19 protein-coding genes and 1 riboswitch are annotated in these 24,556 nt (G+C 32.4%); of the genes, 7 read left to right on the top strand and 12 right to left on the bottom strand.

Going from position 1 to position 24,556, the window contains the following annotated elements:
* Positions 1-87: 87 nt before the first annotated feature.
* Positions 88-1,422, bottom strand: a complete 1,335-nt coding sequence (locus JHL18_RS04235) for an FAD-dependent oxidoreductase (protein WP_200266449.1) — start codon at positions 1,420-1,422, stop codon at positions 88-90.
* 325 nt (positions 1,423-1,747) lie between these two features.
* Between JHL18_RS04235 and JHL18_RS04230 the strand changes: the two genes are divergently transcribed.
* Together JHL18_RS04230 and JHL18_RS04225 are read left to right on the top strand one after the other, a co-directional pair.
* The gene (locus JHL18_RS04230) at positions 1,748-2,659 is read left to right on the top strand and encodes a helix-turn-helix domain-containing protein (RefSeq protein WP_200266447.1); all 912 of its coding nucleotides are present in this window, start codon (positions 1,748-1,750) and stop codon (positions 2,657-2,659) included.
* Between the two features lie 302 nt (positions 2,660-2,961).
* Positions 2,962-5,436 (top strand): carbohydrate-binding protein, encoded by a 2,475-nt coding sequence (locus JHL18_RS04225; RefSeq protein ID WP_200266445.1) that lies wholly within the window; start codon positions 2,962-2,964, stop codon positions 5,434-5,436.
* Between the two features lie 90 nt (positions 5,437-5,526).
* On the opposite strand, the gene JHL18_RS04220 is transcribed toward JHL18_RS04225, so the two are convergent.
* Positions 5,527-5,862: a cupin domain-containing protein gene (locus JHL18_RS04220; RefSeq protein ID WP_200266443.1), complete on the bottom strand. Its 336-nt coding sequence runs from the start codon at positions 5,860-5,862 to the stop codon at positions 5,527-5,529.
* Positions 5,863-6,174: 312 nt separating this feature from the next.
* Positions 6,175-7,092, bottom strand: coding sequence for a hypothetical protein (locus tag JHL18_RS04215; protein ID WP_200266441.1), 918 nt, complete (start codon positions 7,090-7,092; stop codon positions 6,175-6,177).
* Positions 7,093-7,135: 43 nt separating this feature from the next.
* A riboswitch (cyclic di-GMP riboswitch) is annotated at positions 7,136-7,223 on the bottom strand.
* Between the two features lie 388 nt (positions 7,224-7,611).
* On the opposite strand from JHL18_RS04215, the gene JHL18_RS04210 reads away from it, so the two are divergent.
* Positions 7,612-7,995, top strand: coding sequence for a L,D-transpeptidase (locus tag JHL18_RS04210; protein WP_200266439.1), 384 nt, complete (start codon positions 7,612-7,614; stop codon positions 7,993-7,995).
* A 103-nt stretch (positions 7,996-8,098) separates the two neighbouring features.
* Here JHL18_RS04210 and JHL18_RS04205 read toward each other — a convergent pair whose 3' ends face one another.
* Together JHL18_RS04205 and JHL18_RS04200 are read right to left on the bottom strand one after the other, a co-directional pair.
* The gene (locus JHL18_RS04205) at positions 8,099-9,421 is read right to left on the bottom strand and encodes an MATE family efflux transporter (protein ID WP_200266967.1); all 1,323 of its coding nucleotides are present in this window, start codon (positions 9,419-9,421) and stop codon (positions 8,099-8,101) included.
* A 324-nt stretch (positions 9,422-9,745) separates the two neighbouring features.
* Positions 9,746-10,384, bottom strand: coding sequence for an RpiB/LacA/LacB family sugar-phosphate isomerase (locus JHL18_RS04200; RefSeq protein ID WP_200266437.1), 639 nt, complete (start codon positions 10,382-10,384; stop codon positions 9,746-9,748).
* Positions 10,385-10,854: 470 nt separating this feature from the next.
* Here JHL18_RS04200 and JHL18_RS04195 point away from each other — a divergent pair, with 470 nt between their 5' ends.
* Positions 10,855-11,715, top strand: coding sequence for an AraC family transcriptional regulator (locus JHL18_RS04195; protein WP_200266435.1), 861 nt, complete (start codon positions 10,855-10,857; stop codon positions 11,713-11,715).
* 242 nt (positions 11,716-11,957) lie between these two features.
* On the opposite strand, the gene JHL18_RS04190 is transcribed toward JHL18_RS04195, so the two are convergent.
* From JHL18_RS04190 to JHL18_RS04170, 5 genes are all read right to left on the bottom strand, one after another.
* Positions 11,958-13,118, bottom strand: coding sequence for an ArsA family ATPase (locus JHL18_RS04190; RefSeq protein ID WP_200266433.1), 1,161 nt, complete (start codon positions 13,116-13,118; stop codon positions 11,958-11,960).
* 22 nt (positions 13,119-13,140) lie between these two features.
* On the bottom strand, positions 13,141-13,359 hold the full coding sequence (locus JHL18_RS04185; RefSeq protein WP_200266431.1) for a hypothetical protein: 219 nt from the start codon (positions 13,357-13,359) through the stop codon (positions 13,141-13,143).
* 15 nt (positions 13,360-13,374) lie between these two features.
* Positions 13,375-14,541 (bottom strand): ArsA family ATPase, encoded by a 1,167-nt coding sequence (locus JHL18_RS04180; RefSeq protein ID WP_200266429.1) that lies wholly within the window; start codon positions 14,539-14,541, stop codon positions 13,375-13,377.
* Between the two features lie 80 nt (positions 14,542-14,621).
* On the bottom strand, positions 14,622-15,119 hold the full coding sequence (locus JHL18_RS04175; RefSeq protein WP_200266427.1) for a MarR family transcriptional regulator: 498 nt from the start codon (positions 15,117-15,119) through the stop codon (positions 14,622-14,624).
* Positions 15,120-15,393: 274 nt separating this feature from the next.
* Positions 15,394-16,833, bottom strand: coding sequence for a 6-phospho-beta-glucosidase (locus tag JHL18_RS04170; protein WP_200266425.1), 1,440 nt, complete (start codon positions 16,831-16,833; stop codon positions 15,394-15,396).
* Between the two features lie 391 nt (positions 16,834-17,224).
* On the opposite strand from JHL18_RS04170, the gene JHL18_RS04165 reads away from it, so the two are divergent.
* Positions 17,225-17,869: a hypothetical protein gene (locus JHL18_RS04165; RefSeq protein ID WP_200266423.1), complete on the top strand. Its 645-nt coding sequence runs from the start codon at positions 17,225-17,227 to the stop codon at positions 17,867-17,869.
* 121 nt (positions 17,870-17,990) lie between these two features.
* Here JHL18_RS04165 and JHL18_RS04160 read toward each other — a convergent pair whose 3' ends face one another.
* Entirely contained in the window at positions 17,991-18,596 is a 606-nt protein-coding gene (locus JHL18_RS04160) for an FMN-dependent NADH-azoreductase (protein WP_200266421.1), read from the bottom strand.
* Between the two features lie 570 nt (positions 18,597-19,166).
* Between JHL18_RS04160 and JHL18_RS25835 the strand changes: the two genes are divergently transcribed.
* Entirely contained in the window at positions 19,167-20,300 is a 1,134-nt protein-coding gene (locus tag JHL18_RS25835; protein WP_243277777.1) for a glycosyl hydrolase, read from the top strand.
* Positions 20,301-20,320: 20 nt separating this feature from the next.
* Positions 20,321-21,823: a beta-1,3-glucanase family protein gene (locus JHL18_RS04150; protein ID WP_200266419.1), complete on the top strand. Its 1,503-nt coding sequence runs from the start codon at positions 20,321-20,323 to the stop codon at positions 21,821-21,823.
* Between the two features lie 293 nt (positions 21,824-22,116).
* Here the strand turns inward: JHL18_RS04150 and JHL18_RS04145 are convergent, their stop codons facing one another.
* Entirely contained in the window at positions 22,117-24,519 is a 2,403-nt protein-coding gene (locus JHL18_RS04145; protein ID WP_200266417.1) for a valine--tRNA ligase, read from the bottom strand.
* Positions 24,520-24,556 lie beyond the last annotated feature (37 nt).

The raw sequence follows: 24,556 nt of genomic DNA, 5'->3' as shown, positions 1-24,556 counted from the left end.
AAATTTATTATTTTTAAATTCTCTCACCAAAACCCGTGAGAGTTTTAAAAATAGATTTCGGATCAAAGTGGTTCATCTTTAGATAAACTATCCTAAATATGCTCCCTGTTTTTTCAATTGCTCCTGTAATTTCTTTATTTCTATATCCCTTAGTTCAATACCCTCCTTGCTACATATGGCAACTGCTGTTCCTGCTGCTTCTCCAGTTGCAAAGCAAGCCGGCATAACTCTGAAGGATCCATGCATAGCTCTATCTGCTGAAATAGGTCTTCCTGCTACAATAATATTCTTTAACCCCTTAGGCAAAAGCGTCCTATAAGGTATAGTATAGCTCTCTCCTGGTTTGTATCTGCTTGTTACGTACTGATCATTTTCATCTTTATAAATCACATCTCTAGTTTTAGATGGATGTACATCTATAGGGTAAGCATATCTTGCAATAGAATCCTCATATTCAACTCTATCAAAGTAGTCTCTTGCTGTAAGCCTATAATCTCCAATAATTCTTCTTGTCTCCCTCACTCCAACCATAGGACCTGAAGACACTAATACTGCATTTTCTAGACCTGGAACATACTTTCTAAGAAAATCTATCATTGCTGGTATATTTCTTCTTGATTCAACCTCGGCTCTAGTCATATCCTCCGCTTTAAGTGGATTTACCTCATACACATGGCCAAAGTTTAACCCTGCCACCCCATCATTCTGAATTGAGAAGCCAGCTACATGCTTCTCTTTAAAGTTAAACTCATTATTTAACCTTGCTCTCTCAACTGCTTTTGTTAGATTTCCTGTATCACCACTAGTTTTAAAATATTCAATAAGTCTTTCCATATTAATATTTGAGATTCTATAACATAGAGTTACCGCCTGTACTAAACCTTCTTCATCACCATACTCATGCTCACCACCAGCCTTAACCACTATATCAGCATCACCTGTACAATCTATAATATATTTACATCTAATTTCATTTTTTCCTTCTTTATTCTCAACCACAATTGCTTTTATATTTCCATCTTCAGAAACCACATCAGTTGCAACTGTATGAAAAAGTATATTGGTTCCACTATCTAAAACTATATTATCTAAAACTCTTTTCAAAGCTTCTGTATCAATAGGAATCCAATCATACATTCTTTTAATTAATTCCTTCTTATCCTTTATAGGCGAATCATAATTGCTTTCCTTCTTCATTGCTTCTAATACTTCTAAGCCTATTCCCTTTATTATTACCTTTTCTCCATCAGTATATGGACAAAATGCTGGCACTGCTGCTGCAGTAGCCATTCCTCCCAAAAAACCATATTTCTCAATAAGCAGAACTTTTGCTCCATTTCTAGCAGCAGCCACCGCAGCTCCTACTCCCGATGGACCACCTCCTGCAACTATTACATCATATTTTTCACTATAAATACTCATTTTTCTTCAATCCTTTCTTTAATATGTAAATATACAATTTCTACTCCACAAAACTCGTTTTCTGATTATATTAATATTGATAGAACTTAACTTTCTCTGCTAGATACAATTTGAAACTCCTCCATAGATCACGCATTTCTCAATAAATCTACACATTTAAATCTCTTAACCAGAAACCTAAGATTGTTTCCTATAAGTAAATCATATAAAAAAACGAAGAACTCATCATACACAAAATTGATAAGTTTATTGAACAAAAATGACATTTTCACTAGTAAAGATTATCAAAAGTGATATAATTATAATAATTCAAGGGGGGATAAGTATGGCTGCTGATAAAGATTTTAATTTATTAAATTCAACCTTAAAGTGGATGCTAAAGGATAGAAAGTTCCATATCTGCATTCATGATTTGTCTGGAATCATACATCAAAATTCATCACTACAAATACCACAAAAGAATACCATACATAGCTGCAAATTTTGCGAATATGCTAAGCTTACCACTAGAGGGTTTAAATTCTGCCTAAAATGTAAGGAGTTATCACTAAAAAAGGCTCTAACAAAAAAGAACCTTTTCATAGGTCAATGCTATCTTGGAATAACTGAAATAGTTAAACCAATATATTTCAACGATAAGCCTGTATGTGTAGTATATCTTGGTAATATAACTCTAAAGGAACAAACCTCTAATATCTATAGCAATATAGATAGGATAAGTAATCTTACTGGTGTAAAAAGACAGTATTTAATAGAGTCCTTAGATACAACTGAGAAAATTGATATCTCTGAGCTTTCTGAATATGAAGAAATAGTTGAAATAATAGGTAGTTCAATTCTTCAGCATATTAATCAAGGTATGAAGCTTAGTAGAAAATCCGCCTCTGCTCTCCCATCTTATAGATCCACTAATAACTGGGTAATAGAGCTTATACAGAATTATATACAATCTTATTACGATAGAGATTTGCAACTATCTCAACTTGCGAAACTTTATTTTTTAAACCCTCAGTATTTATGTAGACTGTTTAAAAAAGAGACAGGCACTAACTTCTCTGATTATTTGAATTCAGTTAGAATAGACAAAGCTAAACAACTTTTAAGTATGACCGAAGCTAATATTGTAGATATATCCATAGATGTTGGTTATAAGAATGTCACATATTTCAATAGACTTTTTAAGAAAAACACTGGAATGACTCCTAAAGAATATAGAATTCAAAATACCAGTGCATAACTTTCTTTTACGCACTGGGAAAATCATGTATTAACTAAAAGCAATCACTTATTTAGGTGTTCTTTTTGATTGATATAACAACTATTTTGTATACAATTGTAAAAACAGACACTTAATGGCGTAAAAGTTATAGAATTTTACTATCCATTATAGTTTTTTCCATGTAATAAACGCTAAGAAGAATTTATAATTAAAGCCAATGTAAACATATACATCGATTAAATGCAATAATATTCCCATCTAAATTTAGTAGAAAGGAGTTATACATTTTTATTCTTATTAAATTATAAGGGGGATTACAAATGTTTAAATTAAAGAAACTTCTTAGTCTTACATTAGCATTAATTTTTATATTAATTAGTGGCTTATTAAATCCTATAAAAGCCTCTGCGGCTACTGTTGTATCTTATTCACTACCATCAATATACTCAGCCTCATCTTCTTATTCCTTGAAAGCTGGTGGAATTGATATACCGGTAGTAAAATACACTGACGAATACGACTACGCAGAATTTTCAATGGCTCAAACGTTTTCTACAATTGATGTTACAGCTATAGGTGCTTCTACAATATCTACCTATAATATAAGTCCGAAGAAACTTGGATTAACAGGAACCACAAGTGGTGGTAAGCTTTCCTTTAATGTAAGCAGTCCTCAATATCTGATTGTTACAATAAACAGCTTAAAGAAATTGATAATTACTGTAGATCCCATCGAGACTGACAAGCCTGCGTCTTCAGGAACTGGTATCTTTAATGTAAAGACTAGTCCTTATAATGCTGATAGCACAGGCAGTGCTAAAACATCACAAGCAATACAGAACGCTATTAACGATGCAAGTGCCTATGGAACAAAAATGGGCAACGGTGCTAAAGGTATAGTATATATACCTGCTGGAATTTATAAGATAGGAAATCTTGAATTAAAGAGTAATGTAGCAGTTTATCTAGAGGGTGGGGCTGTTCTTCGTGCTACCGATGATCCAGCTGACTATATCTCTCACTGGTATAAAACTTCTCAAAGTAGAGATGTAACTTGGTTTATATACACCGCTGAAAATGCCGATAACATAAAACTATATGGTCGTGGTACGGTAGATGCTAACGGATACTATTTGGCTAACACCAAAAACTTAGGCACTAATCTATTAGTTCCTGTAAACTGCAGCAATTTTACTGTTGATGGTATTACCTTCAGAGATGCAGGGTCTTGGGGAATAATAACTGCAAGGTCAAACGATCTTACCTTTAAAAACTTTAAGATTTTTAACCACTTAAATACTGGTGAAGATGATGGCATTGATATATGCGAATCTCAAAATGTAAAAGTTGATAATGCCATTGCCATTTCTCTAGACGACAGCTTTTCAACTAAAACTTGGACTATACCAGATTTATTCACAAATATAAGTGTCAACTGGCATGGAAATCCCGAACCAAATGATAATATAACCTTCAATAACTGCCTAGCTTGGACATACTGTTACGGTTATAAAATAGGTCAAGGAGTTAGGCAAAATCAAACTAATATAACCTTCCAAAACAGCGTAGTTTATGACAGCTCTGCCGGTATTGGAATAGATCATAAATATGGGACAGCAAAAATCGATACAGCAACCTTTGAAAATATTGATATAGAAAATGTTAGCAATACTAATGGTGACGTGGCTTCTTGGTGCGATCTCAATATCAATAATGGCTCTGGAGAAGGCGGAGGACCTATCACAAATGTTAAGGTAAAAAATATTAATGTTCGCAATAAAGGTACAAAGCCTGGTATGATCAAAGGATTAAGTTCTTCTTCAAGCTTTAATGGTATTACCTTTGATAGTATCTATATGCTTGGGAATCCTTCACCAGCTGTTAATCTAGAAGCTATGAATCTAACTAATATAGCCTATGCAACTGGAATATCAGTGCTTCCTAGTCAAGCAACTTCAAAAATACAAGCTGAATATTATAATTCAAAGGATGGTATCTCTCTTGGAGCTTGTGTAGATACAGACGGTGGAACCTTTGTTAGCGGTAAAAATGGCTCTTGGCTTGAATATAACAACGTTAATTTCGGAAGTGGAGTTTCTAGCATTGCTCTAAGATATGCTACACAAAGTTCTAATTCTAAAATAGAAGTAAGACTTGATAGCAAAACTGGTCCTTTAATAGGCACTGCTTCAACAATTAGCACTGGAAGCTGGAATACATATACAACCCAATATATTCCAGTATCAGGAGTTACAGGAATTCATAACTTATATCTAATCATGATAAGAACTGCTGACACAAATACGGTTGCTAACTTTAACTGGATAGATGTACGCTATCCACAATCTCAAACTCAAATATCAGATTCAATAATTTATGAGTGCGAATCTCTTCAAGTATCGACTTCAACAGATGACACATTTGCTGCAGGTGCTGATAGTGGCGCAAGTAATGGACTTCTTGGATATTGTAAGTTTGATGCAGTTAACGACTATGCTCAATTCATCGTAAATGTAGCAGAAGCTGGAACTTATAATGTCAAAATACAAGTAAAAAAACACTCTTCAAAAGGAATTGGACAACTTTATATTGATGGAGTTAAACAAGGCGATCAATTTGACGAATACTATAATGGTAATTTATTTACAGAAATAAATCTTGGAAATGTTACTTTTAATACTGCTGGAAATAAAGTTTTTAAACTTGTTGCAGTCGGGAAGAATGTAAGCAATACTGCTACTACTGATCCATATACCCTAACTGCCGATTACTTTAAACTTACAGAAATAAGATAAATAGAAATAAAGAAGGGCTGTCTTAGTATTTCTTAAAAATGAAATATAAGACGCCCTTTACAAGCTTTAAGCTATAATCATATCCTATTATTATTTATTTATAAAATCTTCTCTATATGGAGTAAATATATCTAACAATACTCCTTTTTTAATACATTTACATCCATGTATTACATTAGGAAGTTTGTACAATGTATCCCCCTTCTTAACAACATTCCTAACTCCATCAATCTCAAACTCAAACTCTCCCTCTAACACATATGAAAGCTGAGTATGTGGATGACTATGTAGAGTACCCACTGCCCCTTCTTCAAAATGCACTTCTACAGCCATTAGCTGTTCACCGTATGCTAGTATTTTTCTGTGCACACCTTCTCCTGCAGATTGAAATTCACATTGATCTGAGTATACAAAAGCCTTGTTCATTTTAGTTCCTCCATGTCCATGTTTAGTGCATGTTAAATGCTATGCACTGGTCTTTTTTCTATCTATATCTAATTTTCCACAAACCTAAATACAGTGAGATATCTGAGGTTTGTATCCTTTATAATTATATCATAGCTTATTTGTTTTCTTTCTATTTGTATAATTTAATCAAAAGCCTATTTTCCATGAAATTCGTAACTTCATTGGAGCAAGAATTTACCTTCCTAACAAGTCTTATTTAAGGCTATTTAATAAAATTCTTTTAAAAGGAAACAGACATCCTCTTTCAAGAATGTCTGTTAATACATAGAGTTACTTTCTTAAAACCATCCAACTCATAGCATGATGAATTGCAAATCCATCAAAGCTTGAGTTTCCACTATAGCTTGTATAAACTTTATTCAACTCTTGATTCATGTAAGCTCGTCCTTCTTCGTAAAAGCTTATAAAATCGCCTTCACTAGACTTCTGAGTTTCAACTCCAACTGTAACTTTAGTACCATATAACTTACCTAAGCTTAGTTCCTTAGAAACTACGCTAATTATCCCATTTGTTCCTGCTGCAGTATCTCTGTAAGCCATTATAACTACATTTTTTACATTCTTTATTATCCACTCTGCTAAGTTGCCAGTCCCATATTTAGTATTGTAAGTTACACCATCAAACCAGAATGGTACATCCACCGCTAGCTTTATACCTAGCGCGTTAGTCTTGCTAACTGCATCTAATAATAAACTTTGATAGTTAGCTAAAACTCCACTCATATTTTGGTTATACTGTGTATTTAAATAAGGCTCAACATCTAAGTGTACACCATTAAATTTTTCATTTATTAATGCAGAGCTTTGATACTTGTTTAACCAATCAAAAAGCTGTTGCTGCTTATATGCACCGTTATCTGATGCCCAATCTGGAGCTCCATCTAATGCTTGTACACTTATACTTTTTGCAGAGGCCTTTCTAATGAAGTTCTTATAAGAATCAAGGTTTAAGCTATAATTCACTTGAAGATATATGTTCTTAACATTGTTAGCTGCTACAAAATTAAGTATAGCATCTGAATTGCTTACTATCTGCTGTGTATCCCACAGCCATGTTGAATTTTGCGTACTTGCAGTTTGTGTAACAACTTGTGTCTTAACACTATTTTTATTTACTGCTAATGCTTGAGTTGGGATAACTAACGATACTGCCATAAATAGTGCTAAGAAAAACTTTGAATTTGACATATAAACTCCTCCTATTGAAAGCCGGGAGGGTCCTAAAAGGAATCCTGGCAACCTGGCAACCCTGCGGTATATAACCGTTTAGACCCATAGCTTTGCGTCTTTGCCTTTCGACAAATTTGCCTTTACAATTTTTTATAGAATTATAGGGGTTTATTTAAAGCCATAATATTAGAATAGTTTTTTAATGATTAATATCTCAAATCATACATCTTATTTATGAATTAATATTCATAAGAATTAATAATATATATATTTTTATATTAAAAGAACTTTCACATCTACTTAAGGCTTTATACTCACTCCTAGTATTTCTATTATATATTAATTAACGAAAAAATCTCATAAAACTTAAGCATAATTATACTGGTGTTTCCAAGGGCTATTTGCCATATAAATACAATGAATATATACTTTTAAAAAAACACTCTGAATTATTAAAAGTTTTACTTATAATTAATACTCACTTATTCTTATAAATCAAAATACTATATTCTATATAATTTTTTTATGGAGTAATATATGTTTGACTATCCATTTTCAGATGACTATTTTCAGTATTACAGAGCAATTTATAGTATCACAATTAACACAGGAGCTCATACCTTAACCTTGTTTAAGTCCGATAAATTTTTTAAGTCTTATACCGTTGCTGTTGGTAAAGCCTCTACCCCTACTCCAAAAGGAACTTTTAAGATAGTAAATAAAGCAATCAATCCAGGTGGCCCATTTGGTGTAAGGTGGCTAGGACTAGATGCTCCTAATGGCGATTACGGAATTCATGGAACTAATAATCCTGCTTCCATCGGAAAAAATGTATCAAATGGTTGTATTCGTATGTATAACAAAGATGTACTAGAGTTATCAAATTTAGTCCCTATAGGTACCGTTGTAAAGATTGTTTAAGGTTAACCAAATAGTACCGATTTGAAAGAAGTCTAAATGATATTGGTAAAATTTAAATCAATATCATTTAGACTTTTTCTTTTTACAAATAATACGGTTTAGATTAGCTTTTCTTTATACTCTTTACAAAGAATGGCACTTCATAGCTTAGCATTACAATCCATCCTAGACCACAACTCACTGCTATACCTGCAACTCCAAATCTTGGAGCTAATATATAAGAGAAAATCACTCGTCCAATCATTTGTACGAAGGTTGACATTAATGTTATCTTTAAATCACCCATTCCTCTAAAATATCCCTGTATACCATTAGTCCAGCTAGGAAGTAGATAAAAGAATGCCATCATCTGAAGATAGATTATTCCCATATTAATAACAATGCTATCACTGCCACTTATAAATAGCCTCATTATATTTCTTGAACCGAAAAAGACAACTACTAAAATTATAGTCCAATAGATAGATTCCAACTTCAAGCCTGTCCACAATCCTGGTTTAATTCGTTCTTCTTTCTTTGCACCTCTATTTTGAGCTAAAAACGTAGTCATTGCTTGAGCGATGCTCTGTTGTGGCATAAAAGCAAAATCATCTACTCTATTAACTGCATTGAATGCTGCTATAGCTTGCACACCAAGTGGATTTACAGCCCCCTGAACTAACACTTTTCCTACATAAAGACAGGTTTGCTGCATTGCAGTTACCCAACTGTAATTTATAGTAATTCTAAGCAATGTTTTATCTAAAACCATTTCTTTTCTAGAAAAACGTAACAAAGGCACCTTCAAATATATATATGTAATACAAAAAATGCTTGAAAGCATCTCCGCAGTAACTGTTGCAATAGCGGCTCCTTCTACCCCCATCTTGAAGTATTTTAGGAAAAGTATGTCCATGAGTACATTTAAAACTGATGATATCATCAAAAACTTTAGCGGGGTTTTCGAATCTCCAATACTTCTTAGTGTTGCAGCAAATACATTATATAGAAATGTGAATATAAGTCCGAAGAAAATTATCCTTAAATAAAGCGAAGCATCTGGAATAAGCTCTTCAGGAGTTCTTGTTAATCTTAGAATCGGCTTTGTAAAAACTACACAAAAAGCAATTACACAGGATGTAAATATAAAACCACCTATCATAGTGGTCGAAACTTCTCTTTTAAGTTTTTTTATATTACCAGATCCAAAATATTCGCTCATCAAAACTGACGCACCCATGCAGATACCAATTATTAAGAACATAACAATATTCATAATAGGATTTGCAGTTCCTACTGCTGCTAAGGCCTTAGTACCTACATAACGGCCTACAAAGATAGAGTCTGCAGCATTGTAAGTAAGCTGAAATAAGTTACCTAGAATTAATGGTATCGAAAAGGTAATTAAATGTTTAGAAATATTTCCTTTTGTCATATCAGTTGTCACTATCATCCACCGTCCAATTATATCCTCTTAGGTGTAAAACCAAGCATAAAACTCACTAATAAACTTTACACACCCTAGAATTAAAGCCATTGTTCACGTGAACAATAACTCTTATATTATTGTATACCTATTTGCTATTAAATTAAAGAACTTTTCTAAATTTGCAACTGCTAAAAAGTTAAATACTATTTATGATAGAATTCAAAAATAGTATTTAACTATAAAAATATACCGCTCCTTTCTGAAATATACTCTTAAATCTCATGCATATCCTGTTGTGAGAATTTAAAAATATAAATTTCATCATGAAGTGGTACATCCATATTAATCTAATATTTCTTTAATACATTCAGCAATCTTTTCATCCTTACAGTTTTCAAAGAAGTATTCCTTGAATCTTTCTCCACTTATAGCTCCCTTTAATAACTCTTGATCTAGCTCTTTGAGAATCGTTACTAAGTCTCTGTAAGTTACCTTCTTAACTTCATCTAATATCTTCTTATTTCTTTGTTCAGGTATAACACGATCTCTTGGGTATCCTTGTCCACTCTCTCCTTCAAAAAGTCTTTCAAAAACATATTGAAGATTCAATTCTGCTCCCCATCCAAAACCTTTTGCAAATGGCATTGATATAGCATTTCCGTCATTTATTTGAGCAAACATATATGCATCTGAAGGATCTACTACATACCCACATATAACTCCTGGAAATGAGTTACATGCAAGCATAGCACCTGCACCGGTACCACAACCAGTTATTACATAATCTACTGCACCAGAATTTAGTAATATGGCTGTTAATATACCATTTTGCACATAAGTAAGAGAGTTCTTATCCTCTGCCCCATACATACCATAATTGAAAACTTGATGTCCCATAGGTTCTACAACTTTCTTTAGGGCAGTATAAACTATCTCATTTTTTGACGCCTGACTATTTTCGTTAATTAATGCTATCTTCATGTTATAAGTTCCTCCAATTCACATTTTAATCTATATACTAATCTTATTTTTTGATATCTTCTTGAGTCTATTTTTCTACGTAAGCTAAGATACATACGTAAGTATAAGGAATATGCCTATTTACGAAATCTATAGCCCTTGATACCAAGAACATCTCTTATTCCATAATACCTTCTGTTCTACTTTATACTTCTAGTATAACAATTAACATTTTCAATTTCTTGTTATTTTTTATATTAAATATTGCAATTATTGAACAACGAATTTATACTTATATCAATTATATGATTTTGAATATCTAAGACTATCGTTTAAATTAAGTGTTTATGCAAGAGATGCTATATATGAAAGAACTATTATAATTTAAAGATTATATCCTACATATATTATTGAAATTTGAATGGATTTTCATCAGATATTTTGGAATATAGGTTTTAATATTTACTAGATTACAAAGAGGTGAATCTATCTTGAAAGAGCTGAATTCGTGTAAAGAGTCAATATTACAATGTATGAACACAAAAAGTTTCGCAATTGCCCATCTGTATAAAGACGAGAAAAGTATGGATATTCATGTTCATGATTGTTATGAGATATATTATTCAATCTGTGGCAGTAAGCAATTTTTGATAAATAATAAGTTCTATGACATAAATCCAGGAGATTTATTTGTAATTAACCAATACGAAAGCCATTATTTATCTCAAACCGATCAGATGAAGCTAGAACGAATAGTTATACCTGTACATCCTGAATTTGTACGAAGTCTTTCTACTGCAATAACTGATTTAGATTATTGTTTTTCCTTCCGCCCAGAAAACTTTAATCATAAGTTGTCATTGACAAAAGATCAGCAGCAAAGATTTATGTATTATGTTAATAAGATCAATTCTGTTGAAGCATATGGAAGTGATATTATTGAGAAAAGCTCATTCATGGAGTTGTTAGTAATGATTAATTCATTATACCAAGATAGTGCTATGGATGATTTAAAAGATACCTCTTACAAATATAATGAATTGGTTGAAGATATACTTACTTATGTAAATCTTAATATCTGTAATCCAATCACTATTGAAAGCTTATCAAAGCATTTCTATATAAGTAGTTCTTATTTATGTAGAATATTTAAATCTACTACTGGAACTACAATTAATAAGTATATTACTGCAAGAAGAATCAGTATTGCTAAATCGCTTCTTGCATCAGGCTCTAATGTAAATGATGTATGCGAGAAATGTGGATTCAACGATTATAGTAATTTCTTGAAGGCCTTTACGAAAACGGTTGGCATATCTCCTAAAAAGTATTCCTTGTATTCTTTTACTTAACTTTTTCTTAGTTATTAGCAGTATTATTAGCTGATTTTGCTAGAGCATTTACTTGCAACTCATTATTATAAGATTTTTTACCTTTAAAAGGTAAGTTAAGTACTTTTATAACTTCAGACTTGGTTAGTTTGATAATCTTATAGTATAGAGGTAGAAAATATGAATTTATAGTAACTTTATATCTTCTGCCTCTATATGAGTTGTATTTGGTAACATTATTTTTCTGTCAAATTATCATACATCTAAGCAAAGAATATCTGCAATTTACCATCATCATACTTTGCTCCAACTATTTCTTTAGCTTGAAGTTTTGTTGGCAAGACAAAGCTTCTTCTTTCATTCTTTATAGTTATTGTTATCTCATCTCCCTTTTGAGAAAGCTTTAAATCTTTCTTATCTATAAAAGGCATATTTATATTAAAACTATATCCATTATCTTGTTTCTCAATATCAAAGATCTTATCTTTGAAAAGAATCTTATCAGCATCTACTCTACTAAATATCTTGCTGCCAACTTCTTTTAAAACATCATATTTTCTTAGCTCAGAACTCATCAGTTCTAATTTAAAGATTGGAATGTCCTTAAAACTTTCATATATATCCTCTAGGCTTTCCTTTTGAATACTTCCCCACTTTGAGAAATAACCTTTGAGTGAATCCTCAGGAAATATTCTGTTAACAATAACTCCATCCACATTATAATCAAATAAATGAAGATATGAAAAACTTCTCTTCGCCTCTTTAATTACTATTTTTTCAGGTGTAGTAACTATTCTTATACTAACTATATCTTTGTTTATCATAAGAGTATGAAGCTCATCAACCTTAGAGTATAACTTTTCTATTTCATCAAAAACGTCATCTGTAGGCATAGGTATTTTTATCGTAGCTTCAACTAACGGCTTTGCAAACTTTGCACCTTTTCTTTTTATAGGGAAAAGTTTTTCCATCCACCATTTAAGTAAGTCTGGAAATTTCAATAGCGACATAGTTTCACCTGTAGGTGCACAATCAACTATTAAAACATCATATTTTCCTTGATCATATATATCCTTTATTTTTATCAAGGATAATAGCTCTTCGAAGCCTGGAAAGACCAATAATTCCTCTGCCTCAATACTTTTTTCTGACTTTGCTATTAAAAGCTTCTGAATATAATTATTTATATTTGCCCAAGAATTTTCGTTTTCTATAATGGAATCTATTTCAAGGGCATATAGGTTTTCATTTATCTCTAATGGATTATTGGATAGTTTTATATCAAAGGAATCACTAAGGCTATGGGCTTGATCTGTACTTACTATTAAAACCTTTTTTCCTTCACTTGATATCTTGCAAGCAGTGGCTGCAGCAATACTAGTTTTTCCTACTCCGCCTTTTCCGGTATACAGTATTATTCTCATATTCAATACTCCTCCAATCCTTTTAAGAAAATTCAATGTTCACTTTCTTTGTTGAATTCTTCTTTGTCTCTTTATTAGCATCTTCCTTCATAATTTCCATCGCAGTATCTTTTAGCACACTTATTGCATCCTGCTCTAACTGTTCAACCTTTTTTCTAATTGTTTCTGGCAATATCTCTTTTATTGCCTCATATCTATATCTCTCAGCTTTAACCATCTTTTTTATAAATTCCTTATTCATAAAATTACCCTCCATTTATTCAAAGTAAATACTTAAAATATCATTATTTAATTTTGCAGAGGCTATTGAATATTTTCTTATAACATTAGGAATCGGAATATTTCTTTTAAAGTTCCCAAGCTTCACAATTATATCTGTACCTGACTCAAAAAGATCAAAATCTCCCTTATTACTAAAAGGCAAGTAAACATCAAGTCTATATCCATTTTCGGTGATTTGAAAAACCTCATTATTTGTTATCTTAAGAACATCAAATATATGATCATCCTCCAAAGAATCTTTTACAACTCTATCTAGCGCATCTATTCCATTCACATCTGTTTCGTACCACTTTATCTTATAAATCGGAATATTAACAAAAACCGATTGTAGTTCTTCTAGGTAATTTTTTTGTAGTTCTATCCATTGGTTGAAGAAGCTATTATCGATATCTCCTGGTATAAGCCTATTGATATAGACTCCATCAACATTGAAATTATATAGATTTAAATACATATAACTTCTCTTACTTTCTTCAACCACCATCTTTTCTGGGATTGTAACTAATCTAATACTACAAACTTCTCTATCTTTCAAAAGCTCCTGTAATTTACCAAGCTTTACATATAGCTTTTCTATATCGTTCATCGCCGCTTCATCAGGCATATCTAACTTAAAAGCAATTTTTGATACTGGTCTTAATACCTTCATAGCCACTTTTCCAATAGGGAATAACTTTTCCATATACCATGAAAAAAGCTCAGGAAACTTGAGTAAAGAAAGAGTTTCTCCAGTAGGCGCACAATCCACTATGATTAAATCATATATATTTTCCTCATATAGTTCTTTAATCTTTAATAACGAAAATAGTTCTTCAATTCCTGGAAATACTACTATGTCCTCCATAGCTTCTTCATTTTCTTCGTTCTTAAAGGAAATCATATTCTTAAAAGCTTCTGAAATACTTCCGTAGTATTTGCTCATCTCATAGTTTGGGTCTATCTCCAGTGCATATAAGTTTTTATCTACTTCTACTGGCTCTTCTTTTATTTCCTTCATGAATAAATCACTCAAGTTGTGTGCCATATCCGTACTTACTACCAGTGTCTTCATCCCTTGCCTTGCTGCTTTAACTCCATGTGCTGCGGCAGTAGTTGTCTTGCCAACACCGCCTTTTCCTGTAAAAATTATTATCCTTCCCATATTTATACCTCCTATAATTCTTTAAAAGAATAGTTCTTTAATCGAAGTATTTATTTTAAAAAATAACTTAGTTGCCTAAGCTATTCTATAATTATTCTTTTAACCTTTTTACTCTGCTTCTCTTTATCGCTTTGAGAATATTTCTCTTGCTTCATAACAGCTATAACCTTATTGAATATACCTAATGCAGCACTTTTTTCTTCAACGCTTAATGCATTATATATCTTTTCAAAGTAATATTGTATAACCTTTTTTTGCTCTTCGATAAATTTTTGTGCTTTATCCGTCAGTAATATATTGACGATCCTTCTGTCTTTCTCATCTCTTCTTCTTTCTACCATTTCCTTCTTTTCAAGTCTATTAATTACCCCAGTAGTTGTATTTAATGGTGCGTTAATATACTCAGAAATCTCAGTCATGTTTCCAGCCTTGCTTTTATATAAAAATAGAAGAGCTAATATTTCATTCTTAGAGTAATCTAAAAATTCTTCTCCCCATTTATCAGGAAAAAGTAAAAACTTTAATTCGTCAATATAATAAAATATCATTTCTTCAAAATTAAATAACTGATTACTCATTTAAAATCTCCTAAAATTAATTCTTCGTCCGAAGTATATTTTAATTCTACTGCAGAAGTATTTTCATGTCAACTGGTAATTATATTTTTCTCATATCTGCCTTTGTGAATACTTATGAAGGAAATTTTGCAGGCGACATAAATTTTATTTTTTATTCTTTCTTTGATATATATTTAGCCGTCTACGAATACTTATCAAACTTTATCTAAATATAATTTTCTAAAGAATAAAAAAGCATGACAGCTTTTTGTATCGCCGCCATGCTTTTCTTATATTAATTATCGCTTAAATCCTCGCCATTAGTTGCAATAACTTTCTTATACCAATCAAAAGATCTCTTCTTTGATCTTTCAAGAGTTCCATTGCCTTCATTATCTTTATCTACATATATGAAGCCATAACGTTTTTTCATTTCTCCTGTAGTGAAGGAAACTAAGTCAATACATCCCCATGGAGTATATCCCATTAATTCTACTCCATCAAGATTTATAGCTTTTTCCATTTCTTCTATATGTGCTCTTAAATATGCTATTCTATAGTCATCATTTACTGTACCGTCTTCTTCCTTAACATCTATAGCTCCAAAGCCGTTTTCAACTATGAATAATGGTAACTCATATCTCTCGTACAGCATATTTAAGGAATACCTCAAACCTACTGGATCGATCTGCCAGCCCCAATCTGAAGCCTTTACATAAGGGTTTTTGACTGTTGATTTTTGACCACCAGATAATCCATCTGCAGCTTCGTTAGCTCCAGTTTTAACAGCATTAGACATGTAATAACTGAATCCAATGTAATCTGCTGTTCCTTCTTCTAATATCTTAGCATCCTCAGGTTCCATCTTTATATCGTAGCCTTTTCTTTGCCATTCTTTCAACGCATATTTTGGATAATGTCCTCTACAGTGAACATCAGCAAATAGATATCTATCATGCATTGCTTCTACTGATAATATCATATCATCAGGATGACAGGAGAATGGATAAATCGGAACAAAGGCAATCATACAACCTATCTTTAATTCAGGATTTATTTCATGACCTGCTTTTATAGCTAATGCACTTGCAACTAATTCGTGGTGAACTGCTTGGTACATTACTTCTTCTCTATTTTCACCTTCATTGAACCTAACTCCTGAACAAGTCCAAGCGAATATATCAACATCAACATTTTTTTGATTATTAATCTCATTAAAGGTCATCCAATACTTTACTTTATGTTGATATCTTGTAAACACTGTCTTTGCATATCTTACAAAGCAGTCAATAACTTCTCTGCTTCTCCAGCCACCGTACTTCTTAGCTAAGCCATAAGGCATTTCAAAATGTGATAAAGTTATTACTGGCTCTATATTATTTTTTATCAATTCATCAAACATGTCATCATAGAATTTTAAGCCTTCTTCATTTGGTTCTAATTCATCTCCATTAGGAAATATTCTAGACCATGCAATTGAGGTTCTAAAACATTTGAAACCCATCTCTCCAAACAAAGCAATATCTTCTTTATAATGAGTGTAAAAATCTATAGCCTCATGATTTGGATAATTATTTCCTGGAATTACTCCATCAGTAATAACTCTTGGAACTCCATGTGCCCCTGCAGTCATAACATCAGCAACACTTGGCCCCTTTCCGCCTTTATTCCATCCACCTTCTAATTGGTGAGCAGCTACAGCGCCACCCCATAAAAAATTCTTAGGAAAACTCATATGTATATCCTCCCTATATCTTCTTCAATTTTTTGCGCTATTAAAGTATTGTGTTGCAATTAATTTTAGCAATAGTTTTAAAACTAGCATAATTTATATAGTTATTTAAAATATTAAACCTATTATTTCTCATTATAATTATATAAAAACTTAAACATACTGTTCAAATATTAAAAACCATAACTGTATCAACACAGTTATCTATATTTATTTATCTCCTACTAAATAAATGACTTAAAACTTATATTTTCACCCTAAAAAAGTTGTAAACCAGTGTTATAAAATGTAAAATTTAACATATAAGCATTTTATAGTTTATCTCATTGTCTATCTATGCAAAAAACCAATTTATACACTATAATATTTTATCTTTAATTAAGGAGGCACAGTCATGAAAAGATATATAATTTTAGTCATAGTTGTAGTGACAATTACATCGTTTAGCGGATGCTCTAACACTATGGAAAACAACAAAAGTATAAATAATAAAACAGTAACATCTACTAAGACTTCTTCAACTCAAGAAAATAATGATTTAAACAAATCTAGTGAAAATAGCAGTAAAGATTTAGAAAAATCATTTAAAGAACCAACTGATTTAAAGAAACCTAATATTGAGGAGGCTAGAAATTTTGAGCAATCTCTAAAAAATGGTAGTGTAATAATGGTTTCAAAAGATAATAGTGATAAACTTGAAGTATATAATATATCAATGTTGGACAAATTTCTTGATTCGTTTAACAATCATAAAGAAGGCTATGTACGTATAATAAAAGGAACATTAGGGAAGGACGGTAGCATCTTAGTAAATAAGTTTGCAGAGTACGAAACTGATGGACAAATCATCAAGAATATAAATTATGATACATATGCTGATAAAAACAATTTTGAGCAAGGTCAACCTACTTATTCCCCTAAAATAGCCAAGACCTATCCTGGTGATGGAGTTAGATACTCCATTCTAGAAAGTGCAGATACTCCAGATGATATGGGTGCAACTGTAATAAGTTTTAATAAGAGTGATATAAAAAATTAACTAATAATCTAAAAGAAGCTGTTCACCAATTCTTTAGTTATACAGCTTCTTTTTTATATACTTATAATAGCTTAATAAAATCCTTATTTTAGCTTAAACAGATAAGATAGCTCAACTTTCATTAAAAGTCTTTTACTAAATCCTTTGCCTTGTTTATTGCTCCATCTAAAATAGCATCTACATCTTGACCAACCACATCTAACATTTCTGCAGCTATGGTAGTAAAATCTGTTATTCCAAAGAAACCAAAGATTGTTCTTAGATATCTATCTCCCATTTCAAAATCTGCAGCTGGACCTTCAGAATAAGCTCCTCCTCTGGCCACAACATGAATTGCTTTTTTACCTTGAAGAAGGCCAACAGGTCCTTGCTCTGTATACTTAAAAGTTATTCCTGTAACACTTACATAATCTATGTATGCTTTTAGAATTGAAGGACTGCCTAAGTTCCACATAGGTGCTGCAACTACATACTTATCTGCTTCAGCAAATTGATATGCATATTTCAATACAGGATGTTTCCTACTCTCTTCAGTTTTAGGTCCGAATACTGATCCAAGATCCTCTCCTGATAAGAAATTAATGTCTTCTTTATATAAGTCCAAGGTTATTATCTCATCATTGGGATTAAGTTTTTTATACTCTTCAATAAAACTATCTGAGATTTTAAAAGTTCTTGATACTCCTTCTGGTTTGCAGTTTGCTTTTATATATAATACTTTACTCATTTTTTCAACTCCTTAAATAATATTCATAGTATTTATGATGCTCGTTTTTTTAATAAATACACTTATTTTATGGTCTATTTCATAATAACTTTTTTATAAATTTTACCCAAATTCTATGGAACTTTCTAAATTTTATGTTATAATATTTTCTATAAAACGATACATTATTCACTTATGTGCATTTCATAAATAACTTTATAATCTTATATTTGTTTCTTACACTTAATCTCATTTACTTGGAAACTCTAATAAATGATTATTAAGTCTAATTTCCTCACATTTAAACTCATATACGCATGTACCATTCCCATATAAAATCTATGAATCAAGTAGTATACCGTTAATAGTTAAAATTAATTCTAGTATTGTTTAAATTTATAGAACTAGAATATCTATATATATCTTTAAATATTTCAATATAATTTCTTTTTCATAGATTATATATATCTGAAACTCCCTAAACTATCTAAACTCTCTAATAATTTTCTTTATAAACTCTTTAACTTCTACCACTGTAATCTATTAAAACTTTAAATAGATTTTAAAATATATAATAGGAGGATTATAAAAATGATCACTAAAGTATTTAAAAAGAAATCATTGCTTCTTTCACTTGCGTCCTTAGTCCTTATAGGCCAAGTAGGTCTTTTCGGTGTTTTCAAACCTGAAAAGGCATTAGCAGTTGGAAGTGTATCAAAAAAAGGAGTTGCTTCTAACTACTACTGTAATAACAATCTTACTAAACTTAGCAATCTTAATGTAGGCTGGTTCTACAACTGGTCAACTAACTACAGTGCTACAACCTCTACAAACATGGAGTATGTACCTATGGTTTGGGGAAGAGATTATGTAACTTCCTCAAATATTACAGCCCTAACTCAGGGTAAAGCTTCAGGAAAGTTTAAAAATCTTTTAGCCTTCAATGAGCCTGACTTAGCAGGTCAAGCAGCTATGTCTGTTGATGAGGCAATAGGTTACTGGCCTCAACTTATGAATACAGGTTTACGTCTTGGAAGCCCTGCTCCAACTACTCCTGATAATGGCTGGCTTGACAACTTTATGACTCAAGCTAACAGCAAAGGTTACAGAGTTGACTTTATAGCACTTCACTTCTATCCTGACTTCACAAACCCTAATTCAATAAATGATATAAAGACTAAGATAACTAATGTATATAACAAATATAAGAAGCCAATTTGGATTACAGAACTAGGTACAGTAGATATAAATGCATGGGGTATAAAGACTAGTGCTCCAGTTTCTCAGCAAGCTGCAGATTCTTATATGCAGAGCGTAGTAGCAATGCTAGAGAGTCTTCCTTTCGTTGAAAGATACGCTTGGTTCATGGATAAATGTCCTACTGATCCAGTAACAAAATACTCATCTTTATATGATAGCAATGATAATCTTACAAGCATGGGTAAAATCTATCAAACAGTAACTGTTAACAATGCTACTTTCTATCAAGATGCTAACTATGGCGGAACTTCAATCGCATTGCCAAAAGGAAATTACACCATGGCTCAACTTAGTGCTGCTGGAATTCCAAATGATTGGGTTTCTTCTTTAAAAGTACCATCTGGTTGGACTGTTGAACTTTATGAAAATGATAATTTTACAGGCACAAAATGGGCCTTTACAGCAAATAGCTCCTATGTAGGCGCTACAGTTAACGACAAAGCTACTTCTATCAAAATTTATTAATAATTTGGAGGGCTATTATTATGTCAAAAATGAAAAAATTCCTATACTTTATCCTTGTGGCTGTCTTTATGGGAACCTTGTTGCCTATCTCTAGTGTAAAAGCAGCAACAGGCGTAACCTTTTACCAAGATGCTAATTACGGTGGAACAGCTGTAACTCTTGGTGCAGGTTCATACACAATGACTCAGCTTAATGCTGCTGGAATTCCTAACGATTGGGCTTCTTCTTTAAAGGTCCCTTCTGGTTGGACTGTTGAAATCTATCAAGATGATAATTTTACAGGTACAAAATGGACTTTTACAACTGATACCTCTTACGTTGGTGCAGATTGTAACGATAAGATGACTTCTGTTAAGATAACAGCTCCAGGTACAGTATCTAACTCAATCTATTCTGTTGCTGCCTCTTCAGTACCTGCTCCAACAGGAAATGGCGCTATGACCTTCAGAATACTTAATGGTACAAATGGTGCCTATTCAGATAGCAATATATACTGGGCTATTTTCGGAACTGATCCTCTTACAGGCAAAGTATGCTATGTTGACTTAAATGGAAATGTAATTCCACTTACAAGTACATTAAATGATGCATCTGGACACCTTACAAAAAACAATGTCAACTATGCAAATGTATTCTATACTGTAAGCCAAAAGCAATGGGTTAACCTACCAAAACTTTATGCAGCTAGAATGTATCTAAGTGTTGGAAGCCCTTGTTATATTAGAACTTTTGACAATGGATATACTTGGCCAGATGTAAACAATTCATCTGATCCAAACAGAAATATTTACTTTGATTTTGTTGAATTCACTCTAGACGGTAATGGATATCACGGAAACACTACTAGAGTTGATGGATTTGGCTTCCCAATACAACATAGACTTATCAACAAATCAGGAAGCTTTGATAGAACTGTTGGAGAGTTAGAAACTGAGACTCGTTCAGGTTTATTCACAAAATATTCAAACGAAGTACCAGCTGCTTTTAAAGAATCAGCAACTCTTCAAGCTCCTTATAGAATATTACCTCCTTACAGAGGCAATAACTTCAAATCAGGTGGAGCTTATGCAAACTATTATGATAGTTATGTAAATCAGGTTTGGAGTACTTATGCTACTAAAAACCTTACTTTCACTTGTTGGAGCGGTACCTTTACTGGACGTGTAATAGGTAATGACTTTGTATTCAGTAAAAATGGTGGTCCTTCTAATATATACATCCATGGTAAGCCATCAACTTACGATATACTTGCTGGAGCTGGGAACCTAGTAACAGGAACTGACGATGAGAAAACAGTTGAATATCAATTATGCGCTGCTCTTAATAGACATATAGTTGATGATCCTGCTAACTGGAACAATCCAAGCTATTTATACAAGGCTGCACCTTCAAATTACTATTCTAAGTTCTGGCATGATCACAGCATCAATGGACTTGCTTACGGTTTCTGCTTCGATGATAGCCTAGCAGCATATCTAGATGTAAATGATCCTAAAGGACTTGTAGTTAGAGTTGGCTGGTAAACCCTTGATTTAATACAATAATTCTGTCATATATAGAGATGTGCCACTTCAAGCCTAAATCTATTTTTTAAACTCTCACGGCTTCAGGTGAGAGAATTTAAAAATAATAAATTTCATTACGAAGTGGTGCCTCCATAATTTTGTAACCCCTAAGTATAATCCAAATAGATATAATAGACCAAGGAGCGTAAGCCATATACCATCTAGCTTACGCTTTTTTTACTGTATAGAAAATTATTAAATTTTTAACTTAGCTAGACTTAAGCACTTCAATGACTTTTTTTAATAAACTCCTATTTTATTATCTCTACACTAAACTTTTCATCAAAATGCAATTCAATATTCTCTGCCCAAGTACATGCTTTTAAATCCTTCAAGGTTTTCTCAAACTGACTATCAAATTCTTTTGAGATACTAATTCTTAAAGTACTCAAGCTTTCCTTCAAAGAAAGATTTCTCTCAGATTTATATCTTCTTACTTCTGAAACAATACCCTCAATAAGCTCTCCAAACTCGAGCAAATTCTCTTTTTCTATATCTACATCGAGTCCCCATTCTAAACTGTGAATAGATATACTTTTTTCAAAGGCTCTAAAATATTCTTGATAAATCTCTTCAGTAATGTGTGGAACATATATGGAATAAAGCTTCAATATTTCTAAAAGACTTTTATATAATGCATATTGAGCTGATTTCCTCTCATTACTTCCGTGTACTTCAGGCTTATATAATCTGTCCTTTATTATCTCTAGATAATTATCACAAAAATCACTCCAGAAAAATTCATCTATCTCCTTTTTAGCTAGACCTATCTCATATTGATTTAGGTAATCTTTCATGTCTTCTTCTGTCTTTTTAGCTTTTTCTATAATCCAACTATCAATCGGTAGCAGCTTCTCTGGTCTTTCTCCATCGAAATCTTGAAGCTGCATGATACAAAAACTTGCTGCATTCCACAGCTTTGTTACAAATCTTTTAGACTGCTTAAGTTCCTCTTCAGAGAACATAGTATCTGTCCCAAGCCTTGCACCAGCAGACCAATACCTAAGTTCATCAGCTGAATGTCTATCAATAAGGTCCTTTGGTGATAAAGTCCCATTGTTCTTTGATTTACTTATCTTCTCTCCTTTTTTAGCTAAAACAAACCCACATATCATTATATCCTTCCAAGGAAGCTCTCCTGTATGAAACAGACTTCTAACTATGGTATAAAAGGCCCAGGTTCTAATAATTTCATGTGCCTGAGTTCTCATTCCCATTGGCATAAGCTTCTTGGTTAAATTTCTATCACCCTTCCAATCTGAATTTATCATTGGAGTTAATGAAGATGTAGCCCAGGTATCCAATACAGCTGTTTCAGCGGTGAATTCATTACATCCACAGGAACAAGCAGAAGACGGTTTTGATTCCATAGGATTCATTGGGAGCTTCTCTTCCTTTGAGAAAATAGCCTTTCCGCATTTATTGCAATACCATAGCGGAAATGGAACTCCATAATACCGCTGCCTCGAAATACACCAGTCCCATTTCAAGTTTTCAACCCAGTTTATATACTTAGTCTTCATTGAAGCAGGGTACCAATTTATGCTGTCCGCAGCTTTTAGATATTTTTCTTTTTCACTCAATATATCAATATACCACTGTTTTGAAGGTATTATCTCTATTGGCTTTCCACATCTCTCATGAACTGAAACCTTATGGGTAATAGCTTCGCTTTTTATTAAAAGGTTATTTTCTCTAAGAAGCTCTATTATCTTTTCTCTAGCGTTAGCTACCTTTAAGCCTCCTATATAAGGAACTTCACTAGATATTTTACCATTAGCCTCAATTACCCTTTTATAACTCAATTTATGCTTTTCATACCATTCTAAGTCAGTAGTATCTCCAAAGGTTGCACACATAACTAAACCTGTTCCCTTTTCTAAGCTTACCTTTTCATCTGAATAAATTGGTATCTCAAAGTTATAAAGTGGTACTATAGCGGTTTTACCTATATATCTTTTATATCTTTCATCTTCTGGATTTATAAATAAGCATATGCATCCATATAAAAGTTCTGGCCTAGTGGTTGCAACTATGAGCTCCTCCCCATTAACGAGAAATGGAATATAATTAAAGGTGCTTTCCTTCTCTGTTGTTTCAAGTTCTGCTTGGGCTATGGAGGTTTGACAAGTAGTACACCACAAAACCGGTGATTGCTTTATATATGCCTTTCCTGCTTTAGCCATATCTATGAAGGCCTTCTGTGATATTTTTTGTATTCTTTTATTGATAGTCTCATATTGAAGACTCCAATCTACGCTAAAACCCATTGATGTCCAAAGATCTTTAAATTCCTCCTCATATTTTTTAGTGGTTTTTAAACACCTTTCAATAAACTCACTTCTCGGCATGGACGAAGCTCTTATACCTTCTTCTTTCTCTACAAGTCTTTCTGTAGGCAGCCCATTGTCATCGAAGCCAAAAGGGTAAAATACATTTTTCCCCTGCATTCTTTGAAATCTTGCTATAATTTCAGCCTGAGTATAAGAAAATATATGACCTATATGAAGGCTTCCGCTTATAGTAGGCGGTGGTGTATCTATTGAAAAAGTTTCTTTATCACTATTAAAATCATATTTATATATCTCATTATCTTGCCAATACTGCTGCCATTTATTTTCAATCTCTAATGGGTTATATTTTTTACTTAACATATTGATTCCTCCTATATAAAAGTTAGTTTACGATGAG

Origin of the sequence: Clostridium yunnanense (assembly GCF_016595795.1) — a bacterium.
Classification (GTDB): domain Bacteria; phylum Bacillota; class Clostridia; order Clostridiales; family Clostridiaceae; genus Clostridium_AR; species Clostridium_AR yunnanense.
This window is presented reverse-complemented; position numbering and strand designations above follow the sequence as displayed.

What these genes read in the sequence shown, in the direction of transcription:
- JHL18_RS04235 (WP_200266449.1), bottom strand. Translation starts at nt 1,422, where the DNA reads ATGAGTATTTATAGTGAAAAATATGATGTAATAGTTGCAGGAGGTGGT.
- JHL18_RS04230 (WP_200266447.1), top strand. Translation starts at nt 1,748, where the DNA reads ATGGCTGCTGATAAAGATTTTAATTTATTAAATTCAACCTTAAAGTGG.
- JHL18_RS04225 (WP_200266445.1), top strand. Translation starts at nt 2,962, where the DNA reads ATGTTTAAATTAAAGAAACTTCTTAGTCTTACATTAGCATTAATTTTT.
- JHL18_RS04220 (WP_200266443.1), bottom strand. Translation starts at nt 5,862, where the DNA reads ATGAACAAGGCTTTTGTATACTCAGATCAATGTGAATTTCAATCTGCA.
- JHL18_RS04215 (WP_200266441.1), bottom strand. Translation starts at nt 7,092, where the DNA reads ATGTCAAATTCAAAGTTTTTCTTAGCACTATTTATGGCAGTATCGTTA.
- JHL18_RS04210 (WP_200266439.1), top strand. Translation starts at nt 7,612, where the DNA reads ATGTTTGACTATCCATTTTCAGATGACTATTTTCAGTATTACAGAGCA.
- JHL18_RS04200 (WP_200266437.1), bottom strand. Translation starts at nt 10,384, where the DNA reads ATGAAGATAGCATTAATTAACGAAAATAGTCAGGCGTCAAAAAATGAG.
- JHL18_RS04190 (WP_200266433.1), bottom strand. Translation starts at nt 13,118, where the DNA reads ATGAGAATAATACTGTATACCGGAAAAGGCGGAGTAGGAAAAACTAGT.
- JHL18_RS04185 (WP_200266431.1), bottom strand. Translation starts at nt 13,359, where the DNA reads ATGAATAAGGAATTTATAAAAAAGATGGTTAAAGCTGAGAGATATAGA.
- JHL18_RS04180 (WP_200266429.1), bottom strand. Translation starts at nt 14,541, where the DNA reads ATGGGAAGGATAATAATTTTTACAGGAAAAGGCGGTGTTGGCAAGACA.
- JHL18_RS04175 (WP_200266427.1), bottom strand. Translation starts at nt 15,119, where the DNA reads ATGAGTAATCAGTTATTTAATTTTGAAGAAATGATATTTTATTATATT.
- JHL18_RS04170 (WP_200266425.1), bottom strand. Translation starts at nt 16,833, where the DNA reads ATGAGTTTTCCTAAGAATTTTTTATGGGGTGGCGCTGTAGCTGCTCAC.
- JHL18_RS04165 (WP_200266423.1), top strand. Translation starts at nt 17,225, where the DNA reads ATGAAAAGATATATAATTTTAGTCATAGTTGTAGTGACAATTACATCG.
- JHL18_RS04160 (WP_200266421.1), bottom strand. Translation starts at nt 18,596, where the DNA reads ATGAGTAAAGTATTATATATAAAAGCAAACTGCAAACCAGAAGGAGTA.
- JHL18_RS25835 (WP_243277777.1), top strand. Translation starts at nt 19,167, where the DNA reads ATGATCACTAAAGTATTTAAAAAGAAATCATTGCTTCTTTCACTTGCG.
- JHL18_RS04150 (WP_200266419.1), top strand. Translation starts at nt 20,321, where the DNA reads ATGTCAAAAATGAAAAAATTCCTATACTTTATCCTTGTGGCTGTCTTT.
- JHL18_RS04145 (WP_200266417.1), bottom strand. Translation starts at nt 24,519, where the DNA reads ATGTTAAGTAAAAAATATAACCCATTAGAGATTGAAAATAAATGGCAG.